Origin of the sequence: Alicyclobacillus kakegawensis NBRC 103104, assembly GCF_001552655.1 — a bacterium.
Taxonomy (GTDB): domain Bacteria; phylum Bacillota; class Bacilli; order Alicyclobacillales; family Alicyclobacillaceae; genus Alicyclobacillus_G; species Alicyclobacillus_G kakegawensis.
The window spans coordinates 54,921-79,298 of the sequence record NZ_BCRP01000006.1; the positions used below are offsets into that span (position 1 = coordinate 54,921).

Below are 24,378 nucleotides of genomic sequence, written 5' to 3' on the forward strand. Positions count from 1 at the left end.
CTGTCTATGACCGTAAGCGATGCCGATCTCACCCAGATCATGGGTTCCGCTCATACGATCGCTGTCGTCGGGTTGTCGGATAACCCGACGCGTCCGAGTTACGAAGTCGCATCCTACCAACAGTCTCAGGGATACCGAATTATACCGGTCAACCCCAACGTGAAAGAGGTGCTGGGCCACAAAAGCGCGCCGTCGTTATCCGCGGTTAATGATTCCGTCGACATTGTGGACGTGTTCGTACGCAGCGACCGCGTCCCGCAGGTGGTCGACGATGCGATTGCCAAAGGTGTGCGCACCCTCTGGCTGCAGCCAGGCGTCCGCAATGAAGAAGCCGAGCAAAAAGCGGCCGCTGCAGGCATTCAAGTCATTCGGGATCGGTGTTTCGCGCGCGAACACCGGCGCCTGCTCGGTCGGGCCCCCATGTAAGGGGGCCCCGCCCTCCGCGAAATGTGGCGAAAGGCCAAATTTCATTCGTCCCGCTTCGGCTCGCCCACCGGCGGCCTGGCTCCCGTGTCCAACGCTCTGGTACAATACGGTCATCATCTTTTCATCGGCGGGCAACCAGGCTGAGCCTCGGTGTCTCTTCCGAGACGTCAGCGGTTCCGAGCGGAAGGAAGGCGACTGGGCGACATGACCATTGTCGACAAAATTCTACCTTGGCTAAATGAGGCTTTCATCATTTCCAGCGCCATCGTCATGGCGTTCGGCTGGCGCGCAATTCGTAAAGGTTGGCGGGAAACGCACCGGCGCCTGATGCTGACCGGATCGGTCCTGGCGGCGTTGTTTTTCATCAGCTACGTCGTCAAGACGGTGGTCGTCGGCGACACCTCGTTTGGCGGGCCCACGCAGTGGCGCACACCGTACCAAGTCTTTTTGCAGGCTCACTCCATTCTCGCCACCGTGGCGGCGATCCTCGGCGTCATCACACTCGTGCTGGCGTTTCGCGCGTCATTCCGGCGTCACAGACGGGTTGGGCCGTGGACGGTAAGTGTCTGGTTTGTCACAGCGGCCACCGGCCTGATGGTCTTTCTGTTGTTGTATATCATCTTCCCTCCCGGTGAAACGACCACTGTGCTGCACGCGTGGTCCGGCCATTGAGCGGCCGCGCGCCGGCCCATGGGCGCTGCCTGCCTGCGTACAGGCAGGCATTGACGAAATGTGTTATACTACACGCACATAGGGATTTTCCAATTCCAAATTCCATTTTGACCCTAGGCAGTCTCGGACGGAAGGGCCGAATCCCGCAGTATGCGGGAGCGGGGGACCCAGATTTTTTGGGGTGAATTGGCTTTGGGCGCGCCCGCGTCCGGCCATAGGCGGCATCGCCGCCGAACCCGTCAGCTAACCTCGCAGGCGACTACGACGGATTGCGGATGTATCTCTCCATCTTGACCGTCATCACATCCAGCCCTTGTATTCTTGGGCAATTGCATTTCTGTGTCCTTCCCCGCTGGGCCTGAACAGCCGACGTTGCAGCCAGGCCGTTTGGCGCCTTGTCCGGGCTTGGGTCCTGAAAGGAGACCGACATGACGCAAGCGGCCGTTGAATTCGTGAACGTCACCAAGACGTACGGATCGCACCATGCCGTAAAGGAACTCAATCTGACCCTGGAGAGCGGCAAATTGACGACGCTGATTGGACCATCCGGGTGCGGCAAAACGACGACGCTGAAGATGATCAATCGGCTGATTGAGCCCAGTGCCGGGAAGCTGTTGGTGGCCGGACAGGACATCTCCAAGCTCAATCCGGTGGAACTGCGCCGCAACATCGGATATGTCATCCAGCAGATTGGCCTGTTTCCACACATGACCATCGAAGAAAACATTACCCTCGTTCCGCGCCTGAAGGGCCGGGCGGCCAACCAGTTGCGCCAGCGGACAGAGGAGCTCTTGGACCTGATTGGGCTCGATCCGTCCGTGTACCGCCACCGCTACCCGCGTGAACTGAGCGGTGGACAGCAGCAGCGTATCGGGGTGGCGCGGGCCTTGGCGGCGGACCCCCAGCTCATCCTGATGGATGAGCCGTTCAGCGCGCTCGACCCCATCAGCCGCGAGCAGTTGCAGGACGAGTTGATCAAACTTCAGGAGACTGTGCAAAAGACGATTGTCTTCGTCACGCACGACATGGACGAAGCGTTGAAAATCGCGGACCAAATCGTGCTTATGAAAGACGGTTCCATCGTCCAGGTGGCCAGCCCGGAACAACTCCTTCGCCACCCGAAGGACGATTTTGTCCGCGAATTCGTCGGCGAGAAGCGGTTCCAGTCGGCCGCCCTGCAGTCGGCCAGGGATGCCCTGACCGGGGCGGTGACCGTGCGGCCGACGCGGGGCCTGGCGGAAGCTGTCAACCTGATGCGCCGGCACCGGGTGGACGGGCTCATCGTCACCGACCGCGAGGGCAAGTTCCTGGGCGTGGTGGCGACGCCCGAGATCTACGAGAACTACGGCAACGAATCGGCGCGTGTTACCGACGTCATGCGCGCGGACGTGCCGATTGTCCGCGAGGAAACGCCGATTCGCGAGGTGTTCCAGCACATGCAGAACACCGGCCGCGGGTTTCTGCCCGTCATCGCCAAGGACGGCCGGCTGGTTGGCGTGGTGACACGGGCGAGCATCCTGAACGCCATGGCCAACCCGTATGAACAGGAGGGCGTGAAATGAGTGTCTGGCAGATTTTCTTGAACCAATGGCCTGAGATCATCGCCAAGACGGGGCAACACCTGTATCTGTCCCTGATTGCGGTGGTCATCGCCTGCCTCATCTCCATCCCGCTCGGCGTCTTCTTGACTCGGCACAAGCGGTTGGCCACGCCCATCATCACCGTGGTCTCCATCATCCAGACCATTCCCAGCCTGGCCCTGCTTGGCTTCATGATCCCGCTGTTTGGCATCGGCACCACACCGGCCTTGGTCGCGCTGACGTTGTACGCCCTGCTGCCCATTGTTCGCAACACGTATACGGGCATCCTTGAGGTGGATTCTTCGCTGATTGAAGCAGGTCACGGTATGGGCATGACGCGGCGGCAGATCTTATGGATGGTAGAGCTGCCGCTGGCCCGCAGCGTCATCATGGCTGGCGTGCGCACGGCGGCCGTGTTGACCATCGGTGTCGCCACACTGGCCACCTTCATCGGCGCGGGGGGCCTTGGCGACCTGATCATCCGCGGCATCGACATGATCGACACGCCGATGATTTTGGCGGGCGCGATACCGGCGGCCGTGTTGGCCATCCTGTTCGACTACCTGCTGATGTGGTTTGACCGCCTGCTCACACCCAAAGGACTGCGCTCGTAACAAACGGAACGGAAAGAGGGGATAGATTGAACGGCTTGCGGAAATTGCACGCACCGTGGATAAGGCTCCGCCGCCGCTGGCTGCACGCGGTGGCCGCCGTGTTGATGGGCCTGGGCCTTACTGCCGCCACGAGCGGATGCGGCATCGGCGGCAACCAGGACACCATCGTCATTGGCGGCAAGAACTTCACGGAGCAGGACATCATGGTGGACATCATGCAGCTGTTGATAGAGCACGACACCAACTTGCACGTCAAGACGTTTACGTGGCTGGACAGCAACGTGATTTGGAACGCGTTCGAAAACCATAAGATAGACCTTTACGTCGAGTACACAGGGACCGGACTGGTCAACATCCTGAAGCACAAACCGGTTACGCAGCCGGATAAAGCGTACGACATCGTGAAGCAGGAATTTCAGAAAAAATACCAGGCGACGTGGCTGAAACCCATTGGCTTCAACAACACCTACGCCATGGCGATGACAAAGCAAGAAGCCAAGAAACTGGGCATCCACACCATCTCCCAGTTGGCGGCCAAATCGGGCAGTATAACGCTCGGCACGGAGCAGGACTTTGTCGTTCGGCCCGACACCCTGCCGGCAATGGACAAACTGTACCACACCCACTTCAAAAAAGTGGTGACCATGGATGTGGGCCTCAAGTACGAAGCCTTGGTGCAGGGGAAAGTCGGCGCGATTGACGTGTTCTCGACTGACGGGAAAATTCCGGAGTACCACCTGCAGCTGCTCCAGGACGACAAACACCTGTTTCCGCCGTATTACGCGTGTCCTTTGATTCAGGACGACACGCTCAAAGAACACCCGGAGCTCAAGCGAGTGCTCAACCAGCTGGCCGGTCGGATATCCGATGAGGAGATGCAGAAGCTGAACATGCAGGTGGACGTGGAACACAAACCGGCGATGCAGGTCGCAAAGGCGTGGCTGCAGCAACAAGGATTGATTTAGCTGGTTCCATGACATGGCGCGAAAACTGGACGATGAGCCGGTGGCCCCCCTTCCACCGGCTCCATCCGCCCGCCAATCGGCCGCGAACCCCGCCCCGGCTCACTGTTCCCAGTCCAGGACATCCTCCGGATCGGCCAGGAGACGGCCGTAATACTTCATCGCCCTAAAGTTGTGGATTTCCCGGCAAACCTTTGCCATGTCAAACATCACCTGGCATTCCGAAACCAAATCCGGGTGCCAATAGTAGATATCCATCGTATAGGCTTCACCGTCCTCATCGCTGCGGGTGTAGACGATGTTGTCGGCCCGGTGGAACCCGTTCTTCTCATAGAAGCGAATGCGCCGCGCCTTATCCGAGTCCTCAGCGTCCGGCGGCTCCACTTCAAGAATGATGGGCTTGCCCTTGCGTTTGAACCACGACAGCAGTTTGCTGCCAACTCCCTTGCCGCGGGCGGCCGCATCTACGAGCAGGTAGTCGATGAAGATGAAATCCGCGAATTCGGCGTAGGTCGCCAAATACTCCGGCGTCTCCAACTTCCGGTAGGCTGTGTGGCGGCTGAGCAGGTCCTGCATTTGACGCGGGTCCTTCAGCTCATGTTCGGGAAAATAGGCGGCGAGACGCGAGAACCAAGGTGGCTCTGCATACGGATGGTCGTCCGTCCTAGGCTCCATGGGACTGGTTCACCTCCGACTCCAGATGGGCCTAGTCTACCGCCGCCTCTCCCCGCTTACACCCAGAGCGGCAGACGATTTTCGGCGGACACACCAGAACCACTCTTGACCGCGCCCACCTTCACGGCGTCCGGTGGCTTCGCACGGCTCAGACGAACACCTTGCCTGGGTTGAGAATGCCGTTGGGGTCCAAAACCGCTTTCATGGCCTTCATCAACGGCAGCAGATCGGCGTGCTCGCGGGCCAAGTGTTTGATCTTGCCCAACCCCACTCCGTGTTCGCCGGTGCATGTGCCGCCGACCGCCAGCGCGTACTCGACAATCTCATCGTTCACCTGTTCGGCCGCCGCCACCTCTCGCTCGTCGTCCGGATCCACCATGAAGCTGATGTGATAGTTGCCGTCCCCGACATGGCCCAGGATGGCGCCGTAGATGCCGTGACGGTCAATGGCCTGCTGAGCGAACCGTATCGCTTCCGGCATCTTGGAGAGCGGCACGCAGACATCGGTCGCTTTGTGCCGTTTCCCGGGGGCTGTCTGCATGATGGCCAGGGCGGCGGCGTGGCGAGCTTCCCAGAGGCGGGCACGGGCGTCCCCCTCCGTCTCGAACACAAACGCGTGGCACCCTTCGTCCTCGCAGATCTCCTGAGCCAGTTGGACCTCCGCCTGCACGGCGGGGCGGCTGCCGGAAAACTCAAGAAACAGAGTGGGCGTTTCCTCGTATGCAGTCTGCTTGAACCGGTTGACTGCGGCCACTGTCCGCTCATCGACCAACTCCACCCTCGCCACTGGGATGCCGGCGCCGATGATGCCATAGGCAGCCTGACAGGCCGCATCCAGATCGGCAAACACGGCCCGGGCCGCGATGGTCTGCTCCGGGATGCCGTAGACGCGCAAGGTCAACTCGGTGATGACGCCCAGGGTCCCCTCCGATCCGATGAACAGGTGTGTGAAATTGTAGCCGGCCGACGTTTTCATGGCCATGCCGCCGGTGCGCACCACGCGTCCATCCGCCAGCACCACCTCCAACCCGAGCACCTGGGTGCGCATCGCACCGTAGCGCACCGCCGCCGTGCCGCTGGCGTTGGTGGCCGCCATGCCGCCCAGGGAGGCGTTGGCGCCCGGATCGACCGGGAAAAACAGGCCGTAAGTCTTCAGGGCGGCGTTTAATTGCTCCCTGGTCACGCCCGGCTGGACGCGGACCAGGAAATCGTTTGGACGAATCTCCACAATCTGGTTCATCCGATTCAGGTCCAGGCTGATGCCTCCGTGGACGGGGATGATATGGCCTTCGAGGCTCGACGCGACTGCGAACGGGACAACCGGCACGCGCTGGGTGTTGGCGAACTTCAGGACCTCCGACACCTCCCGCGTCGATGCGGCAAACACCACCACGTCCGGCATGTGCGGGGGATGATAGCTCAGATCGCGCCCGTGCTGCGCGCGGACGGAAGGGCTGGAACTGACCCGCTCGGGGTCCGGGATGATGGACATCAGGGCTTCTTGTATGTTCATGCGTACCCCCTCCTCAGATTGCCCGGCACAATATAGCCTCATAATACGCCATCTTGCCGGAGCCCGAAATCTTCAAAGATGGTTGTCCGCCTGAGAAAGAGAAAAGCAAGAAGCGCCCGCAACGGGTATAATGGGGAAAACACGAAGCACGAGGGTACCCATCATGACTCATTTGTCGCGTCGAGGCTGCGCACATGCACATGCTCACAACCATGACCACCAGCACGGGCCCGGCCTGGTACATACACATGCACCGATCGGCCGGTTGAAGGCCGCGTTCTGGTGGACGGTTTTGATTTTGCTCGTGGAAGTTGCTGGCGGAGTCGCCTCCCATTCGCTCGCCCTGCTTTCCGACGCTGGACACGTGCTGACCGATTTGGGGGCGATTTCCCTGAGTTGGTACGCTCTCAACCAGTCGCGCAAGCCGGCCGACGAGGCGATGACCTTCGGTTATCACCGGGCCGGCATCCTGGCGGCGATGATCAACGGTGTCACACTCCTGGTGATCGCTGTCGTCATATTATGGGAGGCATACAGAAGGCTGCTCCACCCAGAGCCGGTGGCCGGTGCGTTCATGTTCATCAGCGCTGCGGTCGGCCTGGCGGTCAACCTGTATTTGGGACTCGGATTGGGCCGTCCGGCGAGTCTCAACCTGCGCGCGGTTGCCCTGCACATGCTCGGTGACGCGGCGGCGTCCGCCGGCGTGATAGTGGGCGGGCTCCTCATCCTCGGCACCGGCTGGTACTGGATAGATCCGGTTCTGAGCATCCTCATCGCGCTGTTTATTGGTTTTGGCGCGTGGCGGCTGGTTCGGCAAACCAGCGGCATCCTGATGGAAGGAACGCCGAACGACGTCGACTTGGGGCAGGTGGTGGCCGAGATGCGGCGCGTCGACGGAGTCTACGACGTTCACGACGTGCACGTGTGGAGCATTTCCGACGGACGCAACGCGCTCTCCTGCCACGCGGTTGTGGACGGCGGCCTGACGATTGAGCAAAGTCAGGCCATCCTGCGGGAAATGGAAGACCGCTTGGTGCACCTGGGTATCGGCCACGTGACGATTCAGACGGAAGACCGCGGACACCCGCACGACGATTCGGTGCTCTGCGGGCAAGCGATCCCGACGCGACATCCCGATAAACATGTCGATTGATGTCCGATTTGCCAACATCTCCGAAAATCAGGTACAACATGATCATCGGACTTCGGTATAATGGGGCGAACCACAGCATACGGGATCTAATGTTGTCGCGACAAAGTGTCCGGTCGGTATGCATCGAGACAGCGAGTGGGAAGGGTGAATGGCGTGCACGGGTCCAAGGTTTGGGCAGCATTGGCTACCTGCATCCTGTTGACCGGCTGTGGTTCCGTTTCATGGCACTTGGCCGCGAAACCAACGGCTGAGCAAACTCAAGACCGCCAAGCTGTGGCCCAAGGAACGAACATCAAGAATTCGGCTGGAGACACCTCGAAAGGGGAGACCGCGACCGACGACACGTTGAGCGTCCGCCCAGCGGAAATCCAGTACCCAACCCTGCACTTGGGTGACGCGTCAAACGCGGTCGTCCGCCTGCAGCAGGTTTTGGCACGACTTGGCTATCTGCCGGTTGTCTGGAACGGAAAGGACACCGCCAATGACGCCTATGGGGACGAACTCCTGGCACTCAAAGACCCGCCTCAAGGGACATGGGCATGGCGCTATTCGAACACCCCAACCGCCCTGCGCAGCCTGTGGGCTCCTGGCCGGTACAATGTCATGACGCAAGGAGCGGTGATGACTTTTGAAGAGGTGCACAATCTGACCATCGACGGCATCGCCGGCCCCCAGTTCTGGCAGGCGTTGATAGAGGCAGACATGAAAGACGAGAAGAGTCCATACCCGTACAGCTATGTGTACGTCAACAAAGACTTGCCGGAAGAGCTGACTTTGTGGGAGGACGGGCAAACCATCCTGCATACCAAGGCCAACACGGGCGTCGCAGCTGCTCCGACACCGACCGGTACCTGGCCCGTCTACCTACGCCTGCGTTCACAAACCATGACCGGCCGCAACCCTGACGGCAGCGTCTACAAGGACCCGGGTGTCCCTTACATCAGCTACTTCTACCAAGGCGACGCCGTGCACGGATTTGTTCGCCACGATTACGGCTGGCCGCAGAGTGTCGGCTGCGTCGAGTTGCCCATCGACGCAGCCAAAACGGCCTGGGAACACATGCATTACGGCACCTTGGTCACCGTCGCCAACTGATGCTATCTCCCACCCAGCGCCTGCAGGAAATCCACCACCCTATGCACCGCCTCGTGGCTGCCCTGCTCATGCTGGGTGTGATCCAGCGCCATAACGATGAGGTAGCTCGGCTTCGTCTCTCCCTTGCGCGTGGCGGCGGCCGCGAACCAGCCCCATTCATCGCCGCCCGCCTGCTTTTCGGCCGTGCCGGTCTTCCCCGCCACGGTCCAATCCGCGAGCCCAGCGGCCGCATGCGCGGTGCCCGTGCTGTCCGCCACCACGTGACCCAGATCTTGGAGGAGAATTTGCCGCGTCTTCTCACTCATGACCTGGCGCGCCAATACTTCCGGTTTGCCTTGGCTGACCGTCCTACCAGCCGCGTTCTTGACCTGCTGAATCAGGTACGGGCGCAGGACGTCGCCCTGGTTCCAAAACGAGGTATACATGCTGGCCAACTGCAGCGGGCTAACCAAAACCTGCCCCTGCCCGTAGGCGCTGTCCGCCAACTGCTCCTCGTTCTTGATCTGCTCCTTGTCGGCCACCTGCGACGCCCCCACCGCCAAGGGGAAAGGGAACGATTTACCGAAGCCAAACCGCTCCAGGCCGCTGGTGAACCGCTTCTCCCCGAGCGCCAATCCAACCTGCGCGAAGTAGATGTTATCCGACCAGACCAGAGCGCGCTCCAGGTTGACCGTGCCGTTTGGGTGCGGAACCCGGCGGACGTAGTGGTTCCCCCAGGATTTGTCCTTCTGCCAGGTCAGGCGATTGGTGCCTGGAAACGTGGTGTTCGGCTGAATGGCGCCAGCGTCCAGGGCAACCGCGGCGACCAGCGGCTTCAGGGTCGATCCGGGCGGTATTGCGGACAACGCGCGGTCGACGAACGGCGGATCCTTAGCGTTCGTCAGTTTGTTCCACTGTTCGCTCGACACCCCGAGAGCCAATTCGTTGGGATTAAAGCCGGGTTGACTCACCATGGCCAACACCGCACCCGTCGCCGGGTCCAGCACCACGGCACTCCCGACCTGGCCCGCTAGAGCCGAGTCCAACGCCTTCTGTACCTTGGCGTCAATCGTCAGGCGCACGGTATCGCCCGCGACCGGTTGGCGCTCGGCAATCACCGCCCGCTCCTTGCCAGACGCGTCGGTAATCCAGATGCGCCCGCCCGGTTGTCCGCGCAGTTCATCCTCGAGGGAGCGCTCCAGTCCCTGCTGCCCAATCACATCAGAGGCGGTGTAGCCGGCCCGCTTCTTTGCCGCGGTGAGCTGCTGAGCTGTAATCGGCGCGACATACCCGGTCAGGTGCGCTGCGGCCTCCCCCAGCGGATAGACGCGCACCGGTGTCGGCGCATCGACAATCTCCACTCCCGGGATGGCCAACAGCTGCTTTTCCAGTCTCCGTTCCGTCGAATCGGGCAGCGTCCTCACCGGCACAAACAACCCCGGCTTGACCCAAGGCTGCTTCAGGTCCTGCTTCACCGTCGCGGCGTCCATCCCGAGCGCCTTGGCCAGCCGCTCGGCCGAATCGCGCTGCGTCTTGCCCGGCACCAATCCCACCTGTTTGGCCGCTTCGTTGTCCGCCAGCGGCTGCCCGTTGCGGTCGAGAATGTCCCCGCGCTGGGCCGGCTGGCTCTCCGCCCGCACCTTCCATCCCGGCCTCAGTTGTGGGAAGATCAGTTGCGGCGTCCAGTCGACACGCCAGCCATCGTCCTCCTTGACCAAACGCACATGATAAGTCTCTGTGAACGATCCGGCCGTCGTCGTCGACCACCTCCCGGTCACCCGGATGGTCACCGGCTGTTGACTGCTGTCCTGGTTGGTCTGGGCGGCCTTCAGCGACAGCCCGGTGGTGCCGATACCCTGCTCGATGGTCTGGTAGCGGCTGACGAAATCTCTTTCGGATATTTGCTTCTTGGCCGTGGCAGACAGCAGATTGTACATGTCCCGATAGTCTTGCTTTTGCCAATCCGTCAGATACTGTTTCAACACATCGTTAGGACTTGGCGGACGGCTGCAGGCCGCACACAAGAAAGCGAGTGCGGCAGGAGCCGTCCATCCGAGCCAGCGCCGCACGACAGACCCTCCCCGTCCTCGCTATGTCGTCGCTTATTTTTCTCACTGCGGTTGCAAAGTCGCATGAAAGCGCGCGATACATCACCGCGCGCTGAAGAACGGCACCGATTCCGCGCCGGCCATCCGAGCGTAGACGAACAACTGGCCCTTGTGGTGGATCTCGTGGTCCAATGCGCTCGCCAAAAATACCGAGCCGGGGGCCGAGAACCTGAACACGGCCTGCCCGTCCACGGTGTTGGCCAAGTGCGCCGGGGTGAGGCTCTCCAGACGAGCCCGGGTTTTGGCGGTAAACTCGTCCAGGATGCGCCGCGCATCAGCCAGAGATTCCGCCTGGGGCTTTTCCCAACCAGGCTCAAAGCGCCCGTTGGCGACGCCGTCCACAAACTTGTACGCGGTACTGGCGATATGCATGACCAGCTCCGTGACGCTCATCGCTTTGTCCCACGGGCGAAAGTCCGCCTTGTCGTCGGGGATAGCCTGCAGCAATTTTGGCAACACCTGTCTATGGCTCCACCAGTGCTGGACAAACTGCTGGACATCGTTCATAGATTATCCCTCCCACATGACCGCACGCAGCGGCCGCAATCTACCGCAATCTACGGTATACTCGGTTCAGGCGGCGGCACCGGCGGAAAAAGCAGAAGAAGCGGTATCCGTAGAGATGAATTCGCCAACGGGAAGAGTTCTCCTGTCAAGCGAACACATAAGGAGGTGCGCGTCTTGCGCCAAAACCGGCTCGGCCAGAGCGACCTGTTCGTCAGCGAAATCGGCCTGGGCTGCATGTCCTTGGGAACGGAACCTGCGCGGGCCATCCGGATGATTCACGCTGCCCTTGAGCGGGGCGTCAACTTTCTCGACACAGCCGATTTGTACGGCCAGGGGCTGAACGAGGAACTGGTCGGCAAGGCGATTGCCGGCCGACGCCAACAGGTCATTCTCGCGACCAAGGTCGGCAACCACTGGCATCCGGGGCAACCGGGATGGCTCTGGGACCCCTCGAAGGCGTACATTCTGCAGGCGGTCAAAGACAGCCTGCGCCGCCTCGGCACTGACTACATCGACCTCTATCAACTGCACGGCGGGACCATCGACGACCCTATCGACGAAACCATCGAGGCGTTCGAACAACTCCGCCAAGAAGGGGTCATCCGCTATTACGGCATCTCGTCCATCCGTCCCAACGTGATTCGTGAATACGTCCAGCGGTCGAACATTGTCAGCGTCATGATGCAGTACAGCCTGCTCGACCGCCGCCCTGAGGAATCGGTTCTCTCCTTGCTCCACCAACACAACATCAGCGTCATCGCGCGCGGTCCGCTGGCAGGTGGCCTGTTGACCCAAAACGGCGTACGGAACATCCCGGGTGACGGCTACGTCGACTGGCCGGCACCGGAACTGGCAGACGCTCTGCAGCGGCTGACCGACTACGCGAACACGAGCGGCCTTTCGCTCACCACGCTGGCCCTGCGCTATCCGCTGGCGCATCCGGCCGTGGCGACGGTCATCCCCGGAGCCAGCCGGATGGAGCAGCTGATTGAGAATCTGGATGCGCGGACGGCGCCGCCCCTGACACGCGAGCAGGTGAACGCACTGCGGCGCATCACCCGGGCGAATGTGTATGCTCAGCACCGTTGACCTGGCCGAGAAACGATTCGATTTCAGCCCGCTCCGGGATGGATTGCTGCGCCCCCGCGCGAGTCACCGTGAGGGCCGCAGCGGCGCTGGCAAAGCGCAGCGCCCGCGGCAGGTCAGAAGCAGCCTCCCAGACTGCGGCCAAGGCGCCGATAAAGGTGTCCCCGGCCGCGGTGGTATCCACCACCTCGACCGAAAATGCGGGCACCCGCAGGCTGCGACCGGACTGGTCCTGGTACACGAGTCCGTTCGATCCGAGCGTCAACACGACGCCCCCGCAGCCTTCGCCGAGCAAGCGCTGGCAAGCGGTTTCAGCCCGCTCCGGGGTATCGACCTGGATACCCGTTATGACCTGGGCCTCAACCTCGTTGACCACCAGGACGTCCACCATGCAGAGAGTGTCCCGCCCCACCTTGCGGGCGGGTGCCGGATTCAGGAACACCTGCTTGCCGAGTCGGCGCGCCCACTGCAGCGCAGACTGGGTCACCGACCACGGGATTTCGTTTTGCAACAGTACGGCGTCCACATCCTGCAGGCCGGGCGCAGCGGCTTCGACATCCGCCGCCGTCAACCCGCCATTGGCCCCGGCGGAGAGGATGATGTTGTTTTCACCGCTGCTTGCGACCGTGATGAACGCCAATCCGGATGGCCCGGACTTATGCGCCACCCAGCGCGTGTCCACGCCGAAGCCCTGCAGGGCGCTGAGCAACTGGAGGCCAAAGGCGTCGTCCCCGACCGCGCCCACCATGCGCACCTGGGCGCCGGCGCGGGCGGCCGCGACCGCCTGGTTGGCCCCCTTTCCGCCGGGACTGTAGGCGGTGCCCAGGCCGTGTATGGTTTCGCCCGGCTGGGGGTGGCGCTCAACCCGGTTGACCACGTCCATATTGATGCTGCCCACAACAGCGAGCTTGCGCATCCGTGTCACGCCCCTTTCGGCTGTCGCATGAGGCCGCGCCCATAGTATACCAAATCTTCACAGTGCCGGTTCGCGCCGGTGCACCAGGAAGGAGACGAAGCGGATATGCCAACGCCAGCGATTGTATACTGGACACAGCTCACACACGGGCAATGGACGTTCCACCTTGCCGCGACGCCGCGAGGGCTGTGCTGCATCACACTGCCCAATGAGACGTTGGCCGACCTGGAGGCCTGGGTGACCCGGCGAATGCCGGGAACCGCCCTGGAACGGGACGATGACCGGCTTGAGAATTCCCGCCGGCAGATCGCAGAATACTTACAGGGCCAACGGCGGTCGTTCTCCCTGCCGCTGGACGTCATCGGCACCGATTTTCAACGCCAGGTGTGGCGCCAGTTGGCCGAGATCCCCTACGGGCGTACATGTTCGTATCGAGATTTGGCGGCCGCCGTCGGCAGGCCCAAGGCGGTGCGGGCGGTGGGGATGGCCAACCACGCCAACCCCTTGCCGCTTGTCATTCCCTGCCACCGCGTCATCGGCGCCGACGGCAGCCTGGTCGGCTATGGAGGCGGTCTGGAGATGAAAGAGACATTGCTGCGCCTGGAAGGTGCGTGGCCCGTAGCGAGAGATGGAGATCAAAGCTAGGAGGCAGTCTCAACCGGGTACTCTGGGGCCAGCGCGCCAAACAGCTGAAAGTCCGGGTGGCTGGTGAAGCTGTTGACCGACATGGCCTGCTCCCTCCAGGCCCCGCCTGTCGAAGCTACAGGTGGCTTTTCGCTCCGCCTCCCCAGCGGCGCACCAGCATCCGAACGAGGATGTGGATGCACAGGATGACTACCAGCAACAGGAAAGCGGCGCTGTACGCAAGCGCATGCGCCTCCGGGTACGGCTGCTCAATGTACGTCCAAACCACATACGTCAGGTAGCCCACCTGGCTGTGCGTCAAATGCCAATCCGGGTTGTACGCTGACCAGCCGGCGGTGTAGAGAAGCGGAGCGGTCTCGCCCAACGCCACCGCAATCGACGTCAACACCCCGGTCGCGATGCCCCCGGCGGCCGGACGCCAAACGACGCGACTGACCGCTTGAAACCGGGTCAACCCGAGGGCCCAGGCCCCTTCGCGCAGGCTCCAGGGCACCTGCCGCAAGGTGGATTCGGTGCTGCTGACAATATAGGGAAGCATGATAATGAGCAGGGCAATCCCGGCCGCGAGGGCCGAGAACCCCCAGCCCAGCCCCAGCACGAGCAACAAGTAGATAAAATAGCCGACGACAATGGACGGCACGCCGGAAAGCACCTCCGTCCAAAAACGCACCGTGCGCGCCCAACCCGAACGGGCGAACTCGGACAGGTAGACGCCCCCCAAGATGCCGACAGGGGCCGCCATGACGATGGCAATGCCGACAATCCACAGGGTTCCCAGGATGGCATTCTGGAGCCCGCCTGCGATGCCATGAGTGACTGTAGTGAGCATATCCCAGCGAAACGAGGTGACCCCTTTCATGACCACGGTCACCAGCAGGTCGAGCAGGGCAGAGACCACCAGTCCAGCGCAGGCCCAAGCCAGCCCCCAGCCGAAATAGGAAGACAGGCGACGGCGCCTTGGCAGGCCCACGCTCCGGTCCTTTCCAGTCGAAAAGACGACTGCCGTCTCCGGAGATTTTACCGACATCACACCCTCACCCCCCGTGCACCGGCGGTCCACCCTACGCGGTGCACCAGCAGACGCGCCACCAGGTTGGTCACCACGGTGAGCACCAGCAGCAGCGCCGCCAGTTCCGCCAACGCGTGCACCGCCATGTGCGAGGCGTCCGTGAGCGCGCTGTCCAACTGGTTGGCAATCACCGCCGCCATCGTGGATATCGGGCTGTATAGGTTCTGCGGCAACTGATTGAGCGCACTGCCTCCCACCATCAGGACCGCCATCGTCTCTCCCATAGCCCGGCCCCAGCCCAGGGCGACGGCGCCAATCAGACCTTCACGGACAATGGGGAGACAGACATGGCGCAGCACTTCCCAGCTGGTCAGGCCAAGCCCAATTCCGCCTTCACGGTACAGCCGCGGCACCTGCATCAGCAGGTCGCGGACCGCCGCCGTGATGATGGGCGTAATCATCAGTGCCAACACAAGCCCGCTTGTCAGTAGACCCAGACCCGTGCCGGCAGATCCGCCCAAGAACGGTACCCAGCCAAACAAATGGGCGATTCCTGGACCCAGTTGGCTCCCCACCCAGGGTGCGAGCACGAGAATGCCCCACAAGCCAAACACGACCGACGGGATCCCTGCCAGCAGCTCCACCAGGAATGAGAGCAAGGATTGCAGGGGACCGCGCACCTGGTAGGCCAGCACCGCCGCCGTCAACACCGAGACGGGGACCGCAATCACCAGGGCAATGGCCGACGACGCCAAGGTGCCCACCAAAAAGACCAGAGCCCCATAACTGGCCCCGGCCGGCGCCCGCACCCCGCCGTGCACCGATATCGCTCCGTACAGATTCCCCAGGTTCCAGGTGATGTCGGTGATGAACCGCCAGCCCATGTACCGGATGCTCGGCATAGCGCCCGCCACCACCACCGCCAGGATGGCGGCCAACACCACCAGCGGCATGGCCGAACAAACCGCGGCCACGCCCCGAAAACCGATATCTGCCCAGCGCGAGGCTCGCCTCTGCGACATCACATGCATCTCCCCCCGTTTGCGCTGGCTCATGGAGCCCTTCTGTGTCTGCGACTGGCCTAGGACGGGCAGCCCGCCTCGCGCGCGGCGCCCGTCCCCTGCAGTGCGTCCAAATCAGCCTTCAATCTTGTCAATCTGCGCTTTCGTCTTGCCTTCCAGGTCCTGCGGAAGCGGCTGGAAGTGCACCGGCGAAAGGTACTTGGTGTCGTTGCCGCCCTGCGGGTCTATCGCCCATTGCAGGAAATTCTTGAGCGCCTGTGCGGTGGCAGCATCCGACTGGTGGCTGCGGACAATCGCATATTCAAAGTTGATAATCGGGTATGAATTGGCTCCCGGCGCGTCAATCAGCGAGATTCGCTCGTCATCCGGCACCTTCCCCACCATGGCCGCAGCCGCGCTCTCGATGGAGCTGGCGGTCGGCAGGACAAACTGCCCGGACTTGTTCTTGAGCGCCGCGTATCCCAGTCCGCCCTGGGTCGCTTGATTCAACCAACTGATGCCGACATAGCTGATGCTGTACTTGTTCTTTTCCAGCGCCGTGACGATGCCGTCGTTGCCCTTGGCGCCAATCTCTCCATTGACCGCCGGCCAGGACACATCCGTGCCGAACCCGTACTTCGATTTCCACTGCGCGTTGTTGTCCGAAAGATACTGCGTGAACAAGAACGTGTCACCGCTGCTGTCGGATCGCCTGACCACAACGATCTTCTGATGCGGCAGGTTGATGCCCGGGTTCAGACTCTTAATCGCCGCATCATCCCAGTAGGTGATTTGGCCCATGTAAATTTTGGCGAGCACATCCCCGTCCAAGTGCAGGTGCTTCTTGCCCACTTCCGGCACGTTGTACATCACCTGCTGCGCCGACACCGCCAGCGGGATGTTCAGCATCGAGGAGCCCTGCTGCATCTGCGCATCCGACAGGTAAGCGTCCGACCCGCCGATTTGCACCAAGCCCTGCATAGAGTCGGAAATCCCTTCCCCGCTGCCCGTGGACGCCGCAGACAACTGCACGTTGGGGTGTTTGTCCTGGTAGGCAGGAATCCACTGTCCGTTAAACAGCGGGTACAGCAAGGAGGACCCTGTCTCATCCAGTTTCACAGTCTTCGATCCGTCGCCGGATGCGCCCGTCTGCTTGCCCGAGCTGCTCGTGTTCTCGGCGCCGCTGGCCGTCTGGTTGGACCCGCTGTTGCCTCCACCCGAGTTCGTGCCGCAGCCAGCCACCGTCAAAAGCAGCGCGGCCGCCGCCGCGCCCCCCATCCAAGTCCGCATCCGAATGTCCATGCGCATCACCTTGTCCCTCCATGCCTTCACATATTTGTAACTCCTGTCGACTCTCATGATAGAGCTGGGATGTAAACAAACCGCGAAGCCAGGTTCAACAGTTTGTAAAGGCACGGTAAAGACTCCATGGAAGTTGCCGACTCCGTCGCCGGTCCTCCGCCGAAAGCCGGTTCCGCCGCATCCGGCGCCAAGGCGCCGGGACGCCTTTCGCTTCAGCCAAAGCGGCCGCAGACGTAGTCTTCCGTCCGCCTGTCCCGGGGGTGCTCGAACACCTGTGAGGTGTCCCCGAACTCAATCAACTCCCCGTTCAGGAAGAAGGCGGTGCGGTCAGCCACCCGGGTCGCCTGCTGCATGTTGTGGGTGACGATGACTATCGTGTAGCGGCTCTTCAGGTCGCGAATCAGTTCTTCAATGCGCAGGGTGGAAATCGGATCGAGCGCCGAGGCGGGTTCATCCATCAGCAACACCTCCGGTTCCACCGCCAGGGCCCGGGCGATGCACAGGCGCTGCTGCTGCCCGCCGGAGAGCTCGGTGGCTGGCTGGCGCAGCCTATCCTTGACCTCGTCCCATAACGCCGCCATGCGCAGGCTGCGCTCAACCCGCTCGGCCAACTCCGACCGCCGGCGCACGCCGGAGAGACGCAACGCCAAGGCGATGTTGTCAAACACGGAGAGCGTCGGAAAAGGGTTTGGCTTTTGAAACACCATGCCGACGATGCGTCGCACATCGACCGGATGCATCCGGTAAAGGTCTTCCTCCTCCAGCCGGACGCGCCCCTCCATGCGGGCTCCCGGCACGGTTTCGTGCATACGGTTGAGGCAGCGCACAAACGTGGACTTGCCGCACCCGGACGGACCAATGACAGCCGTAGCGGTGTTGGCCTTAAGCTCTATGTCGATGGATTGGAGCGTCTGCTGATCTCCATACCAGGCCGATAACCCGGCCACGGATATGGACTTGCCCATAACGCCACCCCGCTTCTGTAGAAATCTGGTCCCGAGTCAACGCCCCAGACGTTCGGGCACAGGATAGCAGGGCGATGTGAAGAGGTTATATGGATTTTGTTAAGAAGCTGTAAAGAAGGGGACTGGCGGCCTTTCAAGGCTTTCGCGGCACCGGTGCCCCTGGGGCCCGGTCTCCGGTCAGCCGCGCCAGCGTGAACCAGAAGTCGCTGCCCTGGCCGGGGGTGCTGGTGAGGCCAAGGTCACCGCCGTGCAGTCCGACGATGTGCTTGACGATGGCCAGCCCCAAGCCGGTGCCGCCGGTCGCTCGGCTGCGGTCTTTATCCACCCGGTAAAACCGCTCGAATACCCGCTGCTGCTGGTCCTCGGGAATCCCGATGCCGGTGTCCTGGACGTGAACCCGCACGTGGTCGAGGGAGACCTCGCAGTGCACCTTGACCCGGCCGCCGGCGGGGGTGTAGTGAATGGCGTTGGTCAACAGGTTCAGCAGCACTTGCAGAATGCGGTCGGCGTCCGCCCACACCAATACGTCGCAGGCGGGAGCCGCCTCCAGGAGGATGCCGTGATGCGCGGCCTCGCTTCGCACCCTCGTCAGGGCCTTGTCGATAACCTCGTCCATGTCTACCGGCGCCAGCTCCAGCGCCGCGTCCGCGGTTTCCAGACGTGAGAGCGTCAACAAGTCGGCGACCAAGTTCTCCATACGCTTGGCCTCGTCGACAATCTCCCGCAGGAAGTCGCTCTGCACGTCAGGGCTGACACTGTCGCCCAGGAGCGTCTCCGCAAAGCCGCGGATGGAGGTGATGGGGGTCTTCAGCTCATGGGAGACATTGGCCACAAAATCGCTGCGCATCCGCTCCAAGCGCTGCCACTGCGAGATGTCGTGGAGCAAAATCAGGGCTTCAAACGGGCGCTGTTCGGCAAACCGGGGCGTCATCGCAAGCGGCAGCGGCACCACCCGCGCCTCCACCGTCACCCCGCCTTCGACCACGAGCGCGTCCTGCCAAGGATCCCCGTGAAACAAAGCGCGCGTCAAGGCGGCGGCGACTTCTGGATGCCCGCGAAACACCGTCCAGTACTCCAAGCCCAGACACTGGGCGCGTGGCCGCCGCAGGAGGCGCGCGGCCGCCTCATTCATGCGTTCAATGCGTCCCAGGTGGCTGACAAACACGACACCGCTGGTCAGGTGCTGCAGGATGTGCTCCAGCAGGTCCCGCTCCGCGCGCAGGCGCTCCTGGTGCTCAGCGAGCATCTGAATCATGTGGTTGACCGCGTCGAACACCACCACCTCGGCGCGGCCCTGGTGGCTGGACAGCTTGGCGTCAAACTGGCCGTGCGCAAGCTGCCTGGCGACATCCGCAATATGACGGAGAAACCGATTCCTGCGCACCACGTCCACGCGCCAGAGCGCGCATGTGACCAGCCACAGCGCCAGCAGCAAACCTATCCACCAGACCACCCACTCAAGCCTCCCTTGGGCTGAACTTGTAGCCGACGCCGCGGACCGTATGAATGAAGCGAGGGTGCTTGGGGTCCTGCTCAATCTTTTCACGCAGGTGAGACACGTGCACGTCCACAATGCGCGTATCTGCGCTCGTCCAATACCCCCACACCTGATCCAACAGTTGATCGCGCGTCAACACCCGATCCCGATGCTCCATGAGGTACCGCAGCAGCTCAAACTCCTTCGGGGTCAGGGTGAGCCCCTCGCCGTCCAGCGTCGCCTCGTGACGCACCACATCCACCACCAATCCGTCCGCCGACAGCCTCGGTGCATCCTCGGTCTGGCCAGCCTCCGCCGCCAGCTCCCCACGCCGCAACACAGCCTTGATGCGGGCCACCAGTTCGCGCGGGCTGAACGGCTTGGTCACGTAATCGTCAGCGCCGATTTCCAGCCCCAATACTCTATCCAGCTCCTCATCCCGGGCTGTCAGCAGGATAATCGGCACCACCACCTGTTGCTGCCGCAAGCGCCGGCAGACCTCCATCCCATCCATGCCCGGCAGCATGACGTCCAGAACCACCAGGTCATAGCGGCCCGGATCGGTGACGACGCGTTCGTACGCCGTCCGGCCGTCCGTCACCGACTCCGTCTCAAATCCTGCTCGCTGGCAATTAAACTCCACCAGCTTCACAATCGCCGGTTCGTCATCAACGATCAACAACTTCTGCGCCTGCAAGGGTGTGTTGCCCACCAGCTACCCGCCTCCCGTAGCGTGACCGCATCTGGTACAAAGATTGTACATCGAATGGGTAAACGATTTGTAAAGGGCGTGTAAAGGTTTCCTGGCCAGCGGCGTTACGAATTTTGTCATACTCTGCCAAGCTGTTATCTTCATGATGAAGATAGTTTCCGATATACTCAACCCAGGTGATGCCATTGTGCACTGAAAGCAGGAATCAATCGGAGATTGCGAAAGAGCTGTGCTGCTTGGGACCGGACTTGGTGCGGCAAGTCGTCCGTTTCATGGCCCCCCTGCACGATCAGTTTGACCTCACCCCAGCCCAGTCGTTCCTCTTGACCCATCTATATCAGCACGGGCCGGCAACAGCCGGCACGATTGCCGAGTGGATGGGCATCACATCGGGACCGGTCACCAATCTGACCGCCCGCTTCGTGCGCCGTGGATTGCTTGAACGCAGGCCGGATGTCGCGGACAAACGCATCAGTTGGTTCGCGCTGACCGAATCCGGACGCCTGTTTGCGCAACGGTTCATAGCGGCCAACGAAGACCTCTGGAAGGGCGTCATCGCCGCCATGGATGCGCGGCTGGTGGCACAGGCGATGCCGCTGCTCAAAGACCTCTCCGCCATCCTTGCCGGCTTGACGGACGCGGCCACTTCATAGATAGGCCGGGCACGGACCTGTGCGGACAAAGGAGGCAGACAGATGTATGCGCGATTAGGCCCGTTCATCCACCGGTTTCGCTGGTGGATTGTGGCGGCGTGGCTCGTCATCACCGCCGCTTCATTGATAGGGCTGCCCAACCTCAACGCGGTGGTGTCCCACACCAAGACCGACTACATCCCGGAAGATTCGTCCGTCATCACGGCGAGCAACCTGGCCAAACATGTGAACCCCAAGCACCAAGCCCAGAGCACCGCGGTGATCGCCGTTCACAACGCACACGGATTGACGGCCGCTGACGAGGCTTACTTTGACAGGCAGCTGAAACAGATTGAAGACAACAAACAGCACTACGGCGTGACGTACGTGCAGGATATGGAGAACAGCGGATCGGCCAGCAGAGGGGTGTTCCTCAGCCGGGACGGCAGCACCGAAATCGCCATGGTCGGCCTGCGTTACGACGTCACCAGCGACGCCATCAAGGGAGCGCTGAACAGTCTGCATCAGGTGTTCGCCCACCCGCCCAGCGACACCCGAGTCTATTTCACCGGTGACGCACCGTTGCAGCAGGACGAAATCGCGGTCTCCATGGCCGGCGTCGAAAAGACCGCCTACATCACGGTGGCATTGGTGCTCATCATCCTGCTGTTGGTCTTTCGCTCCATTGTAGCGCCCCTGGTGACGCTGTTGGCGGTCGGCCTGACGTATCTCATCACCACCGGGCTGGTGGCCTGGTTGGCCGGGTTTGGCCTGCCCGTCTCAAGCTTCACCCAGACCTTTTTAATCGCCGTCTTGTTCGGCGCCGGCACCGATTACTCCATCATCATCATGAACCGCTACCGAGAGCAACTGGGGCAAAAGCCGGACGACCCAGCGGCCGCCCTCAACCACGCCGTATCGGCGATTGGCAAGACGGTCTTGTTCAGCGGGCTGACGGTGCTCACCTCGTTCGCCGTCCTCTACCTGGCCCGCTTCGGGCTGTACCGCAGCGGCGTCGGTGTCGCAGTCGGCATGGCGGTGTTGATTGTCCTTTGCTTCACCTTCATCCCGGCGTTGATGGCCATCCTCGGGCCGAGGCTGTTCTGGCCGCGCCGCATCGGTGCCGCCAACGCCCATCGCCCCTCCCGTGTGTGGGGCTTCACAGGCGGCGTGGCGGTGCGACGGCCTTGGTGGACGCTTTTGTGCCTGCTGGTCGCGCTCACCCCGTTGGGTCTGTTGTTTACGGATCCCCGCTCGTTCGATCCGCTCGGGGACATCCCGGGGGCCGACTCCGCACAGGGGTTTCGCGTGGTCTCAAAGGCATTCGGCCCCGGCACGGTGATGCCGCTCAATATAGTCTTGCACACGGATAGAAACCTGCGCACGTCGGCCGGACTGGCGACGATTGAACAGGTGTCAGAAAGCGTCGCCTCCCTGCCCGGGGTGCAAAAGGTCGACAGCGCCACCCGGCCGGAGGGGCACGTCATCCGCGATTTTCAATTGGCGGACCAAAACCAACAGGCGGCCTCCGGTCTCAAGTCGGTGCAAAAGGGGCTCGGGCAACTGGCCAGCCAATTGCGCACAGCCTCCAGCGGCCTGCAACAAGGGGCAACCGGCAGCTCCCAATTGGCCGAGGGAGCGCGGCAGGTCCAATCCGGAGCCAGCCAGCTGGACAGCGGCCTCGCCACAGCCGCCAGCCAGACCAAGAAACTGGCCGACGGGGCCGACAAACTAGCGACGGGCACCCTTGGACTGAAGCACGGTGTGGAGCAGTGGCAACAAGGGGCTAACCAACTGAGCCAAGGCGCCAAGAAGTTGGCCGTGGGCACACAACAGCTCAGCGCCGGGTTGAACGGACCGGACGGGTTGGCCCAAGGCAGCGTGAAGCTGGCCGAGAATCAACAGCAGTTGGCAGGCCTGAACAGCCAGCTCGCCGACACACTGAACGCTTGGACCAAGGCGCACCCACAAGAAGCGGCCGATCCGTCCGTACAGCAGATGCTCCAGTTGGCGAATGCGGCCGCAAGCGGCGAGCAGCAGGCGGCCAGCGCGAGCGAACAGCTGGCCCACGGGGTGCAGGCGGCAGCGAAGGCGGCCACGCAGGTGAACCAAGGCGCGCAGCAGGTGTCCAGCGGGCTCGGCCAGCTGTCGGCAGCGGCCGGCCCCTTGGCGGACGCGACGCTGAAACTGCACCAAGGCGCGCAGCAGCTTGCAAGCGGCAGCCAGGCCTTGGCGAGTGGCCTGTCGCAGCTGGGAAGCGGCGCCAAGTCCCTTTCCAGCGGCAGCGCCCAGTTGGCAGACGGGGTGGATTCCCTGGCCAACAGCCTCCACTCGGCGCCCGATGGGCTGAGCCAGGCCAGCACAGGGGCGAACAAACTCTCCTCTGGAGTCTCGCAGGTGCAGAGTTTCCTGCACAGCTCGGCCCAGGCCGGCAGCGGCCACGGCAGCCCAGGGTTTTACGTGCCGGAGAGCACGGTCGAGAACGACAAGCAGTTGGCCAAGGCGATGGACGCGTACATCTCGCCCGACGGCCACACCGCGACGTTTTCCGTGATCCTGCGCGACAACCCGTATTCCAACGCCGCCATCAGCCTCGTGCCGAAAGTGGAACAGGCCGCGCGGACCGCCTTGGCGTCCAGTCCGATTCAGCACGGGCAAATCCTGTCCTACGGGACCACCGCCCAGCAAGCGGAGTTGAACCGCATTTCGAGCCAGGACTTCACCCGTACGGTGGCGCTCATCCTGGGAGTCATCTTCCTGCTCCTGGTGCTGATGCTGCGTTCCATCCTGACGCCGCTGTACATCATCGTCTCGCTGGCCGCCACGTATTTTGTCACCATGGCCGGTTTGCAGCTCATCTTTGTTGACATGCTCGGCCGCAGCGGTCTCAACTGGGTTGTGCCGTTCTTCGTGTTCCTCATCCTCGTGGCATTGGGAGTGGACTACAGCATCTTCCTGATGACGCGCTTCGAGGAAGAACAACGGCGGACACACAGCATAGGCGAGGCGATGCACACGGCCATGAAACACATGGGGGGCGTCGTGTTCTCCGCCGCGACTATCATGGGAGGCACGTTCGGGTCCATGATTGCGACCGGCGTGGCCTCCCTGGTGGAGATTGCCGCTGCGGTGATGTTGGGCTTAGTCTTGTACGCCCTGGTTGTCCTTGCCTTCCTGGTCCCGGCATGCGCACGGGTGGTTGGCGCTGGACACGGTTGGCCCTTCCGGTCTCTCCAGCCAGAAGCCGACACCCCGCGACGCGGGCCACAGGAACGCGTCCCATCACAATGGCTGCCTGAGTGAAACAGAGCCCCCCATATCCCGGCATGGTCAAGGCCCGGACGCAACG

General features: G+C 62.2%; 22 protein-coding genes and 1 riboswitch. Of the genes, 11 read left to right on the forward strand and 11 right to left on the reverse strand.

Annotated features, from left to right (window positions below):
• Positions 1-6: 6 nt before the first annotated feature.
• The 5 genes from AK2_RS06455 to AK2_RS06475 all read left to right on the forward strand — a co-directional run bounded on the left by AK2_RS06455 (position 7) and on the right by AK2_RS06475 (position 4,257).
• The gene (locus tag AK2_RS06455; RefSeq protein ID WP_067932587.1) at positions 7-426 is read left to right on the forward strand and encodes a CoA-binding protein; all 420 of its coding nucleotides are present in this window, start codon (positions 7-9) and stop codon (positions 424-426) included.
• A gap of 204 nt (positions 427-630) precedes the next feature.
• Positions 631-1,098: a DUF420 domain-containing protein gene (locus AK2_RS06460; RefSeq protein WP_157076251.1), complete on the forward strand. Its 468-nt coding sequence runs from the start codon at positions 631-633 to the stop codon at positions 1,096-1,098.
• A 124-nt stretch (positions 1,099-1,222) separates the two neighbouring features.
• A riboswitch (cyclic di-AMP (ydaO/yuaA leader) is annotated at positions 1,223-1,371 on the forward strand.
• A 155-nt stretch (positions 1,372-1,526) separates the two neighbouring features.
• Positions 1,527-2,660: an ABC transporter ATP-binding protein gene (locus AK2_RS06465; RefSeq protein ID WP_067932589.1), complete on the forward strand. Its 1,134-nt coding sequence runs from the start codon at positions 1,527-1,529 to the stop codon at positions 2,658-2,660.
• A complete protein-coding gene (locus AK2_RS06470; RefSeq protein ID WP_067932590.1) occupies positions 2,657-3,292 on the forward strand; it encodes an ABC transporter permease in 636 nt (211 codons plus the stop codon). Before AK2_RS06465 ends, AK2_RS06470 begins: the two co-directional genes overlap by 4 nt.
• 26 nt (positions 3,293-3,318) lie before the next feature.
• Positions 3,319-4,257, forward strand: a complete 939-nt coding sequence (locus tag AK2_RS06475; RefSeq protein WP_245632798.1) for an ABC transporter substrate-binding protein — start codon at positions 3,319-3,321, stop codon at positions 4,255-4,257.
• Positions 4,258-4,356: 99 nt separating this feature from the next.
• Here AK2_RS06475 and AK2_RS06480 read toward each other — a convergent pair whose 3' ends face one another.
• Complete coding sequence (locus AK2_RS06480; protein ID WP_067932593.1) at positions 4,357-4,929, reverse strand: GNAT family N-acetyltransferase; 573 nt, start codon at positions 4,927-4,929, stop codon at positions 4,357-4,359.
• A 148-nt stretch (positions 4,930-5,077) separates the two neighbouring features.
• Positions 5,078-6,442, reverse strand: a complete 1,365-nt coding sequence (locus tag AK2_RS06485) for an FAD-binding oxidoreductase (RefSeq protein WP_067932595.1) — start codon at positions 6,440-6,442, stop codon at positions 5,078-5,080.
• 163 nt (positions 6,443-6,605) lie between these two features.
• Here AK2_RS06485 and AK2_RS06490 point away from each other — a divergent pair, with 163 nt between their 5' ends.
• Positions 6,606-7,595, forward strand: coding sequence for a cation diffusion facilitator family transporter (locus AK2_RS06490; protein WP_083520916.1), 990 nt, complete (start codon positions 6,606-6,608; stop codon positions 7,593-7,595).
• Between the two features lie 153 nt (positions 7,596-7,748).
• On the forward strand, positions 7,749-8,690 hold the full coding sequence (locus AK2_RS06495) for a L,D-transpeptidase family protein (protein ID WP_067932597.1): 942 nt from the start codon (positions 7,749-7,751) through the stop codon (positions 8,688-8,690).
• Positions 8,691-8,692: 2 nt separating this feature from the next.
• Here the strand turns inward: AK2_RS06495 and AK2_RS06500 are convergent, their stop codons facing one another.
• Both AK2_RS06500 and AK2_RS06505 read right to left on the reverse strand, forming a co-directional pair.
• Positions 8,693-10,738, reverse strand: coding sequence for a penicillin-binding transpeptidase domain-containing protein (locus AK2_RS06500; RefSeq protein WP_067932599.1), 2,046 nt, complete (start codon positions 10,736-10,738; stop codon positions 8,693-8,695).
• Between the two features lie 81 nt (positions 10,739-10,819).
• Complete coding sequence (locus AK2_RS06505) at positions 10,820-11,284, reverse strand: DinB family protein (RefSeq protein WP_067932601.1); 465 nt, start codon at positions 11,282-11,284, stop codon at positions 10,820-10,822.
• A gap of 174 nt (positions 11,285-11,458) precedes the next feature.
• On the opposite strand from AK2_RS06505, the gene AK2_RS06510 reads away from it, so the two are divergent.
• Positions 11,459-12,373: an aldo/keto reductase gene (locus AK2_RS06510; protein WP_067932603.1), complete on the forward strand. Its 915-nt coding sequence runs from the start codon at positions 11,459-11,461 to the stop codon at positions 12,371-12,373.
• Here AK2_RS06510 and rbsK read toward each other — a convergent pair.
• Complete coding sequence (gene rbsK, locus AK2_RS06515) at positions 12,339-13,286, reverse strand: ribokinase (RefSeq protein ID WP_067932605.1); 948 nt, start codon at positions 13,284-13,286, stop codon at positions 12,339-12,341. The genes AK2_RS06510 and rbsK overlap by 35 nt on opposite strands.
• A 105-nt stretch (positions 13,287-13,391) precedes the next feature.
• Here rbsK and AK2_RS06520 point away from each other — a divergent pair, with 105 nt between their 5' ends.
• Positions 13,392-13,931: a methylated-DNA--[protein]-cysteine S-methyltransferase gene (locus AK2_RS06520; protein WP_067932607.1), complete on the forward strand. Its 540-nt coding sequence runs from the start codon at positions 13,392-13,394 to the stop codon at positions 13,929-13,931.
• A gap of 115 nt (positions 13,932-14,046) precedes the next feature.
• Here AK2_RS06520 and pstA read toward each other — a convergent pair whose 3' ends face one another.
• From pstA to AK2_RS06550, 6 genes are all read right to left on the reverse strand, one after another.
• Positions 14,047-14,958 carry a phosphate ABC transporter permease PstA gene (gene pstA / locus AK2_RS06525; RefSeq protein ID WP_083520941.1) on the reverse strand — a complete coding sequence of 304 codons (912 nt, stop codon included), beginning with the start codon at positions 14,956-14,958 and terminating at the stop codon, positions 14,047-14,049.
• The gene (gene pstC / locus AK2_RS06530) at positions 14,958-15,962 is read right to left on the reverse strand and encodes a phosphate ABC transporter permease subunit PstC (protein ID WP_067932814.1); all 1,005 of its coding nucleotides are present in this window, start codon (positions 15,960-15,962) and stop codon (positions 14,958-14,960) included. The genes pstA and pstC overlap by 1 nt, the downstream gene beginning before the upstream one ends.
• Positions 15,963-16,076: 114 nt before the next feature.
• Positions 16,077-17,273 (reverse strand): phosphate ABC transporter substrate-binding protein PstS, encoded by a 1,197-nt coding sequence (gene pstS / locus AK2_RS06535; protein ID WP_245632800.1) that lies wholly within the window; start codon positions 17,271-17,273, stop codon positions 16,077-16,079.
• 182 nt (positions 17,274-17,455) lie between these two features.
• The gene (gene pstB / locus AK2_RS06540) at positions 17,456-18,208 is read right to left on the reverse strand and encodes a phosphate ABC transporter ATP-binding protein PstB (protein WP_067932609.1); all 753 of its coding nucleotides are present in this window, start codon (positions 18,206-18,208) and stop codon (positions 17,456-17,458) included.
• Between the two features lie 133 nt (positions 18,209-18,341).
• On the reverse strand, positions 18,342-19,661 hold the full coding sequence (locus tag AK2_RS06545) for a sensor histidine kinase (protein ID WP_067932611.1): 1,320 nt from the start codon (positions 19,659-19,661) through the stop codon (positions 18,342-18,344).
• A gap of 4 nt (positions 19,662-19,665) precedes the next feature.
• Positions 19,666-20,397, reverse strand: a complete 732-nt coding sequence (locus AK2_RS06550) for a winged helix-turn-helix domain-containing protein (protein WP_281180623.1) — start codon at positions 20,395-20,397, stop codon at positions 19,666-19,668.
• Between the two features lie 236 nt (positions 20,398-20,633).
• On the opposite strand from AK2_RS06550, the gene AK2_RS06555 reads away from it, so the two are divergent.
• Complete coding sequence (locus AK2_RS06555; protein ID WP_169794738.1) at positions 20,634-21,050, forward strand: MarR family winged helix-turn-helix transcriptional regulator; 417 nt, start codon at positions 20,634-20,636, stop codon at positions 21,048-21,050.
• Between the two features lie 42 nt (positions 21,051-21,092).
• Entirely contained in the window at positions 21,093-24,332 is a 3,240-nt protein-coding gene (locus AK2_RS06560) for an efflux RND transporter permease subunit (protein WP_083520918.1), read from the forward strand.
• Positions 24,333-24,378 lie beyond the last annotated feature (46 nt).

What these genes read in the sequence shown, in the direction of transcription:
- AK2_RS06455 (WP_067932587.1), top strand. Translation starts at nt 7, where the DNA reads ATGACCGTAAGCGATGCCGATCTCACCCAGATCATGGGTTCCGCTCAT.
- AK2_RS06460 (WP_157076251.1), top strand. Translation starts at nt 631, where the DNA reads ATGACCATTGTCGACAAAATTCTACCTTGGCTAAATGAGGCTTTCATC.
- AK2_RS06465 (WP_067932589.1), top strand. Translation starts at nt 1,527, where the DNA reads ATGACGCAAGCGGCCGTTGAATTCGTGAACGTCACCAAGACGTACGGA.
- AK2_RS06470 (WP_067932590.1), top strand. Translation starts at nt 2,657, where the DNA reads ATGAGTGTCTGGCAGATTTTCTTGAACCAATGGCCTGAGATCATCGCC.
- AK2_RS06480 (WP_067932593.1), bottom strand. Translation starts at nt 4,929, where the DNA reads ATGGAGCCTAGGACGGACGACCATCCGTATGCAGAGCCACCTTGGTTC.
- AK2_RS06485 (WP_067932595.1), bottom strand. Translation starts at nt 6,442, where the DNA reads ATGAACATACAAGAAGCCCTGATGTCCATCATCCCGGACCCCGAGCGG.
- AK2_RS06490 (WP_083520916.1), top strand. Translation starts at nt 6,606, where the DNA reads ATGACTCATTTGTCGCGTCGAGGCTGCGCACATGCACATGCTCACAAC.
- AK2_RS06505 (WP_067932601.1), bottom strand. Translation starts at nt 11,284, where the DNA reads ATGAACGATGTCCAGCAGTTTGTCCAGCACTGGTGGAGCCATAGACAG.
- rbsK (WP_067932605.1), bottom strand. Translation starts at nt 13,286, where the DNA reads ATGCGCAAGCTCGCTGTTGTGGGCAGCATCAATATGGACGTGGTCAAC.
- AK2_RS06520 (WP_067932607.1), top strand. Translation starts at nt 13,392, where the DNA reads ATGCCAACGCCAGCGATTGTATACTGGACACAGCTCACACACGGGCAA.
- pstA (WP_083520941.1), bottom strand. Translation starts at nt 14,958, where the DNA reads ATGTCGGTAAAATCTCCGGAGACGGCAGTCGTCTTTTCGACTGGAAAG.
- pstC (WP_067932814.1), bottom strand. Translation starts at nt 15,962, where the DNA reads ATGTCGCAGAGGCGAGCCTCGCGCTGGGCAGATATCGGTTTTCGGGGC.
- pstB (WP_067932609.1), bottom strand. Translation starts at nt 18,208, where the DNA reads ATGGGCAAGTCCATATCCGTGGCCGGGTTATCGGCCTGGTATGGAGAT.
- AK2_RS06560 (WP_083520918.1), top strand. Translation starts at nt 21,093, where the DNA reads ATGTATGCGCGATTAGGCCCGTTCATCCACCGGTTTCGCTGGTGGATT.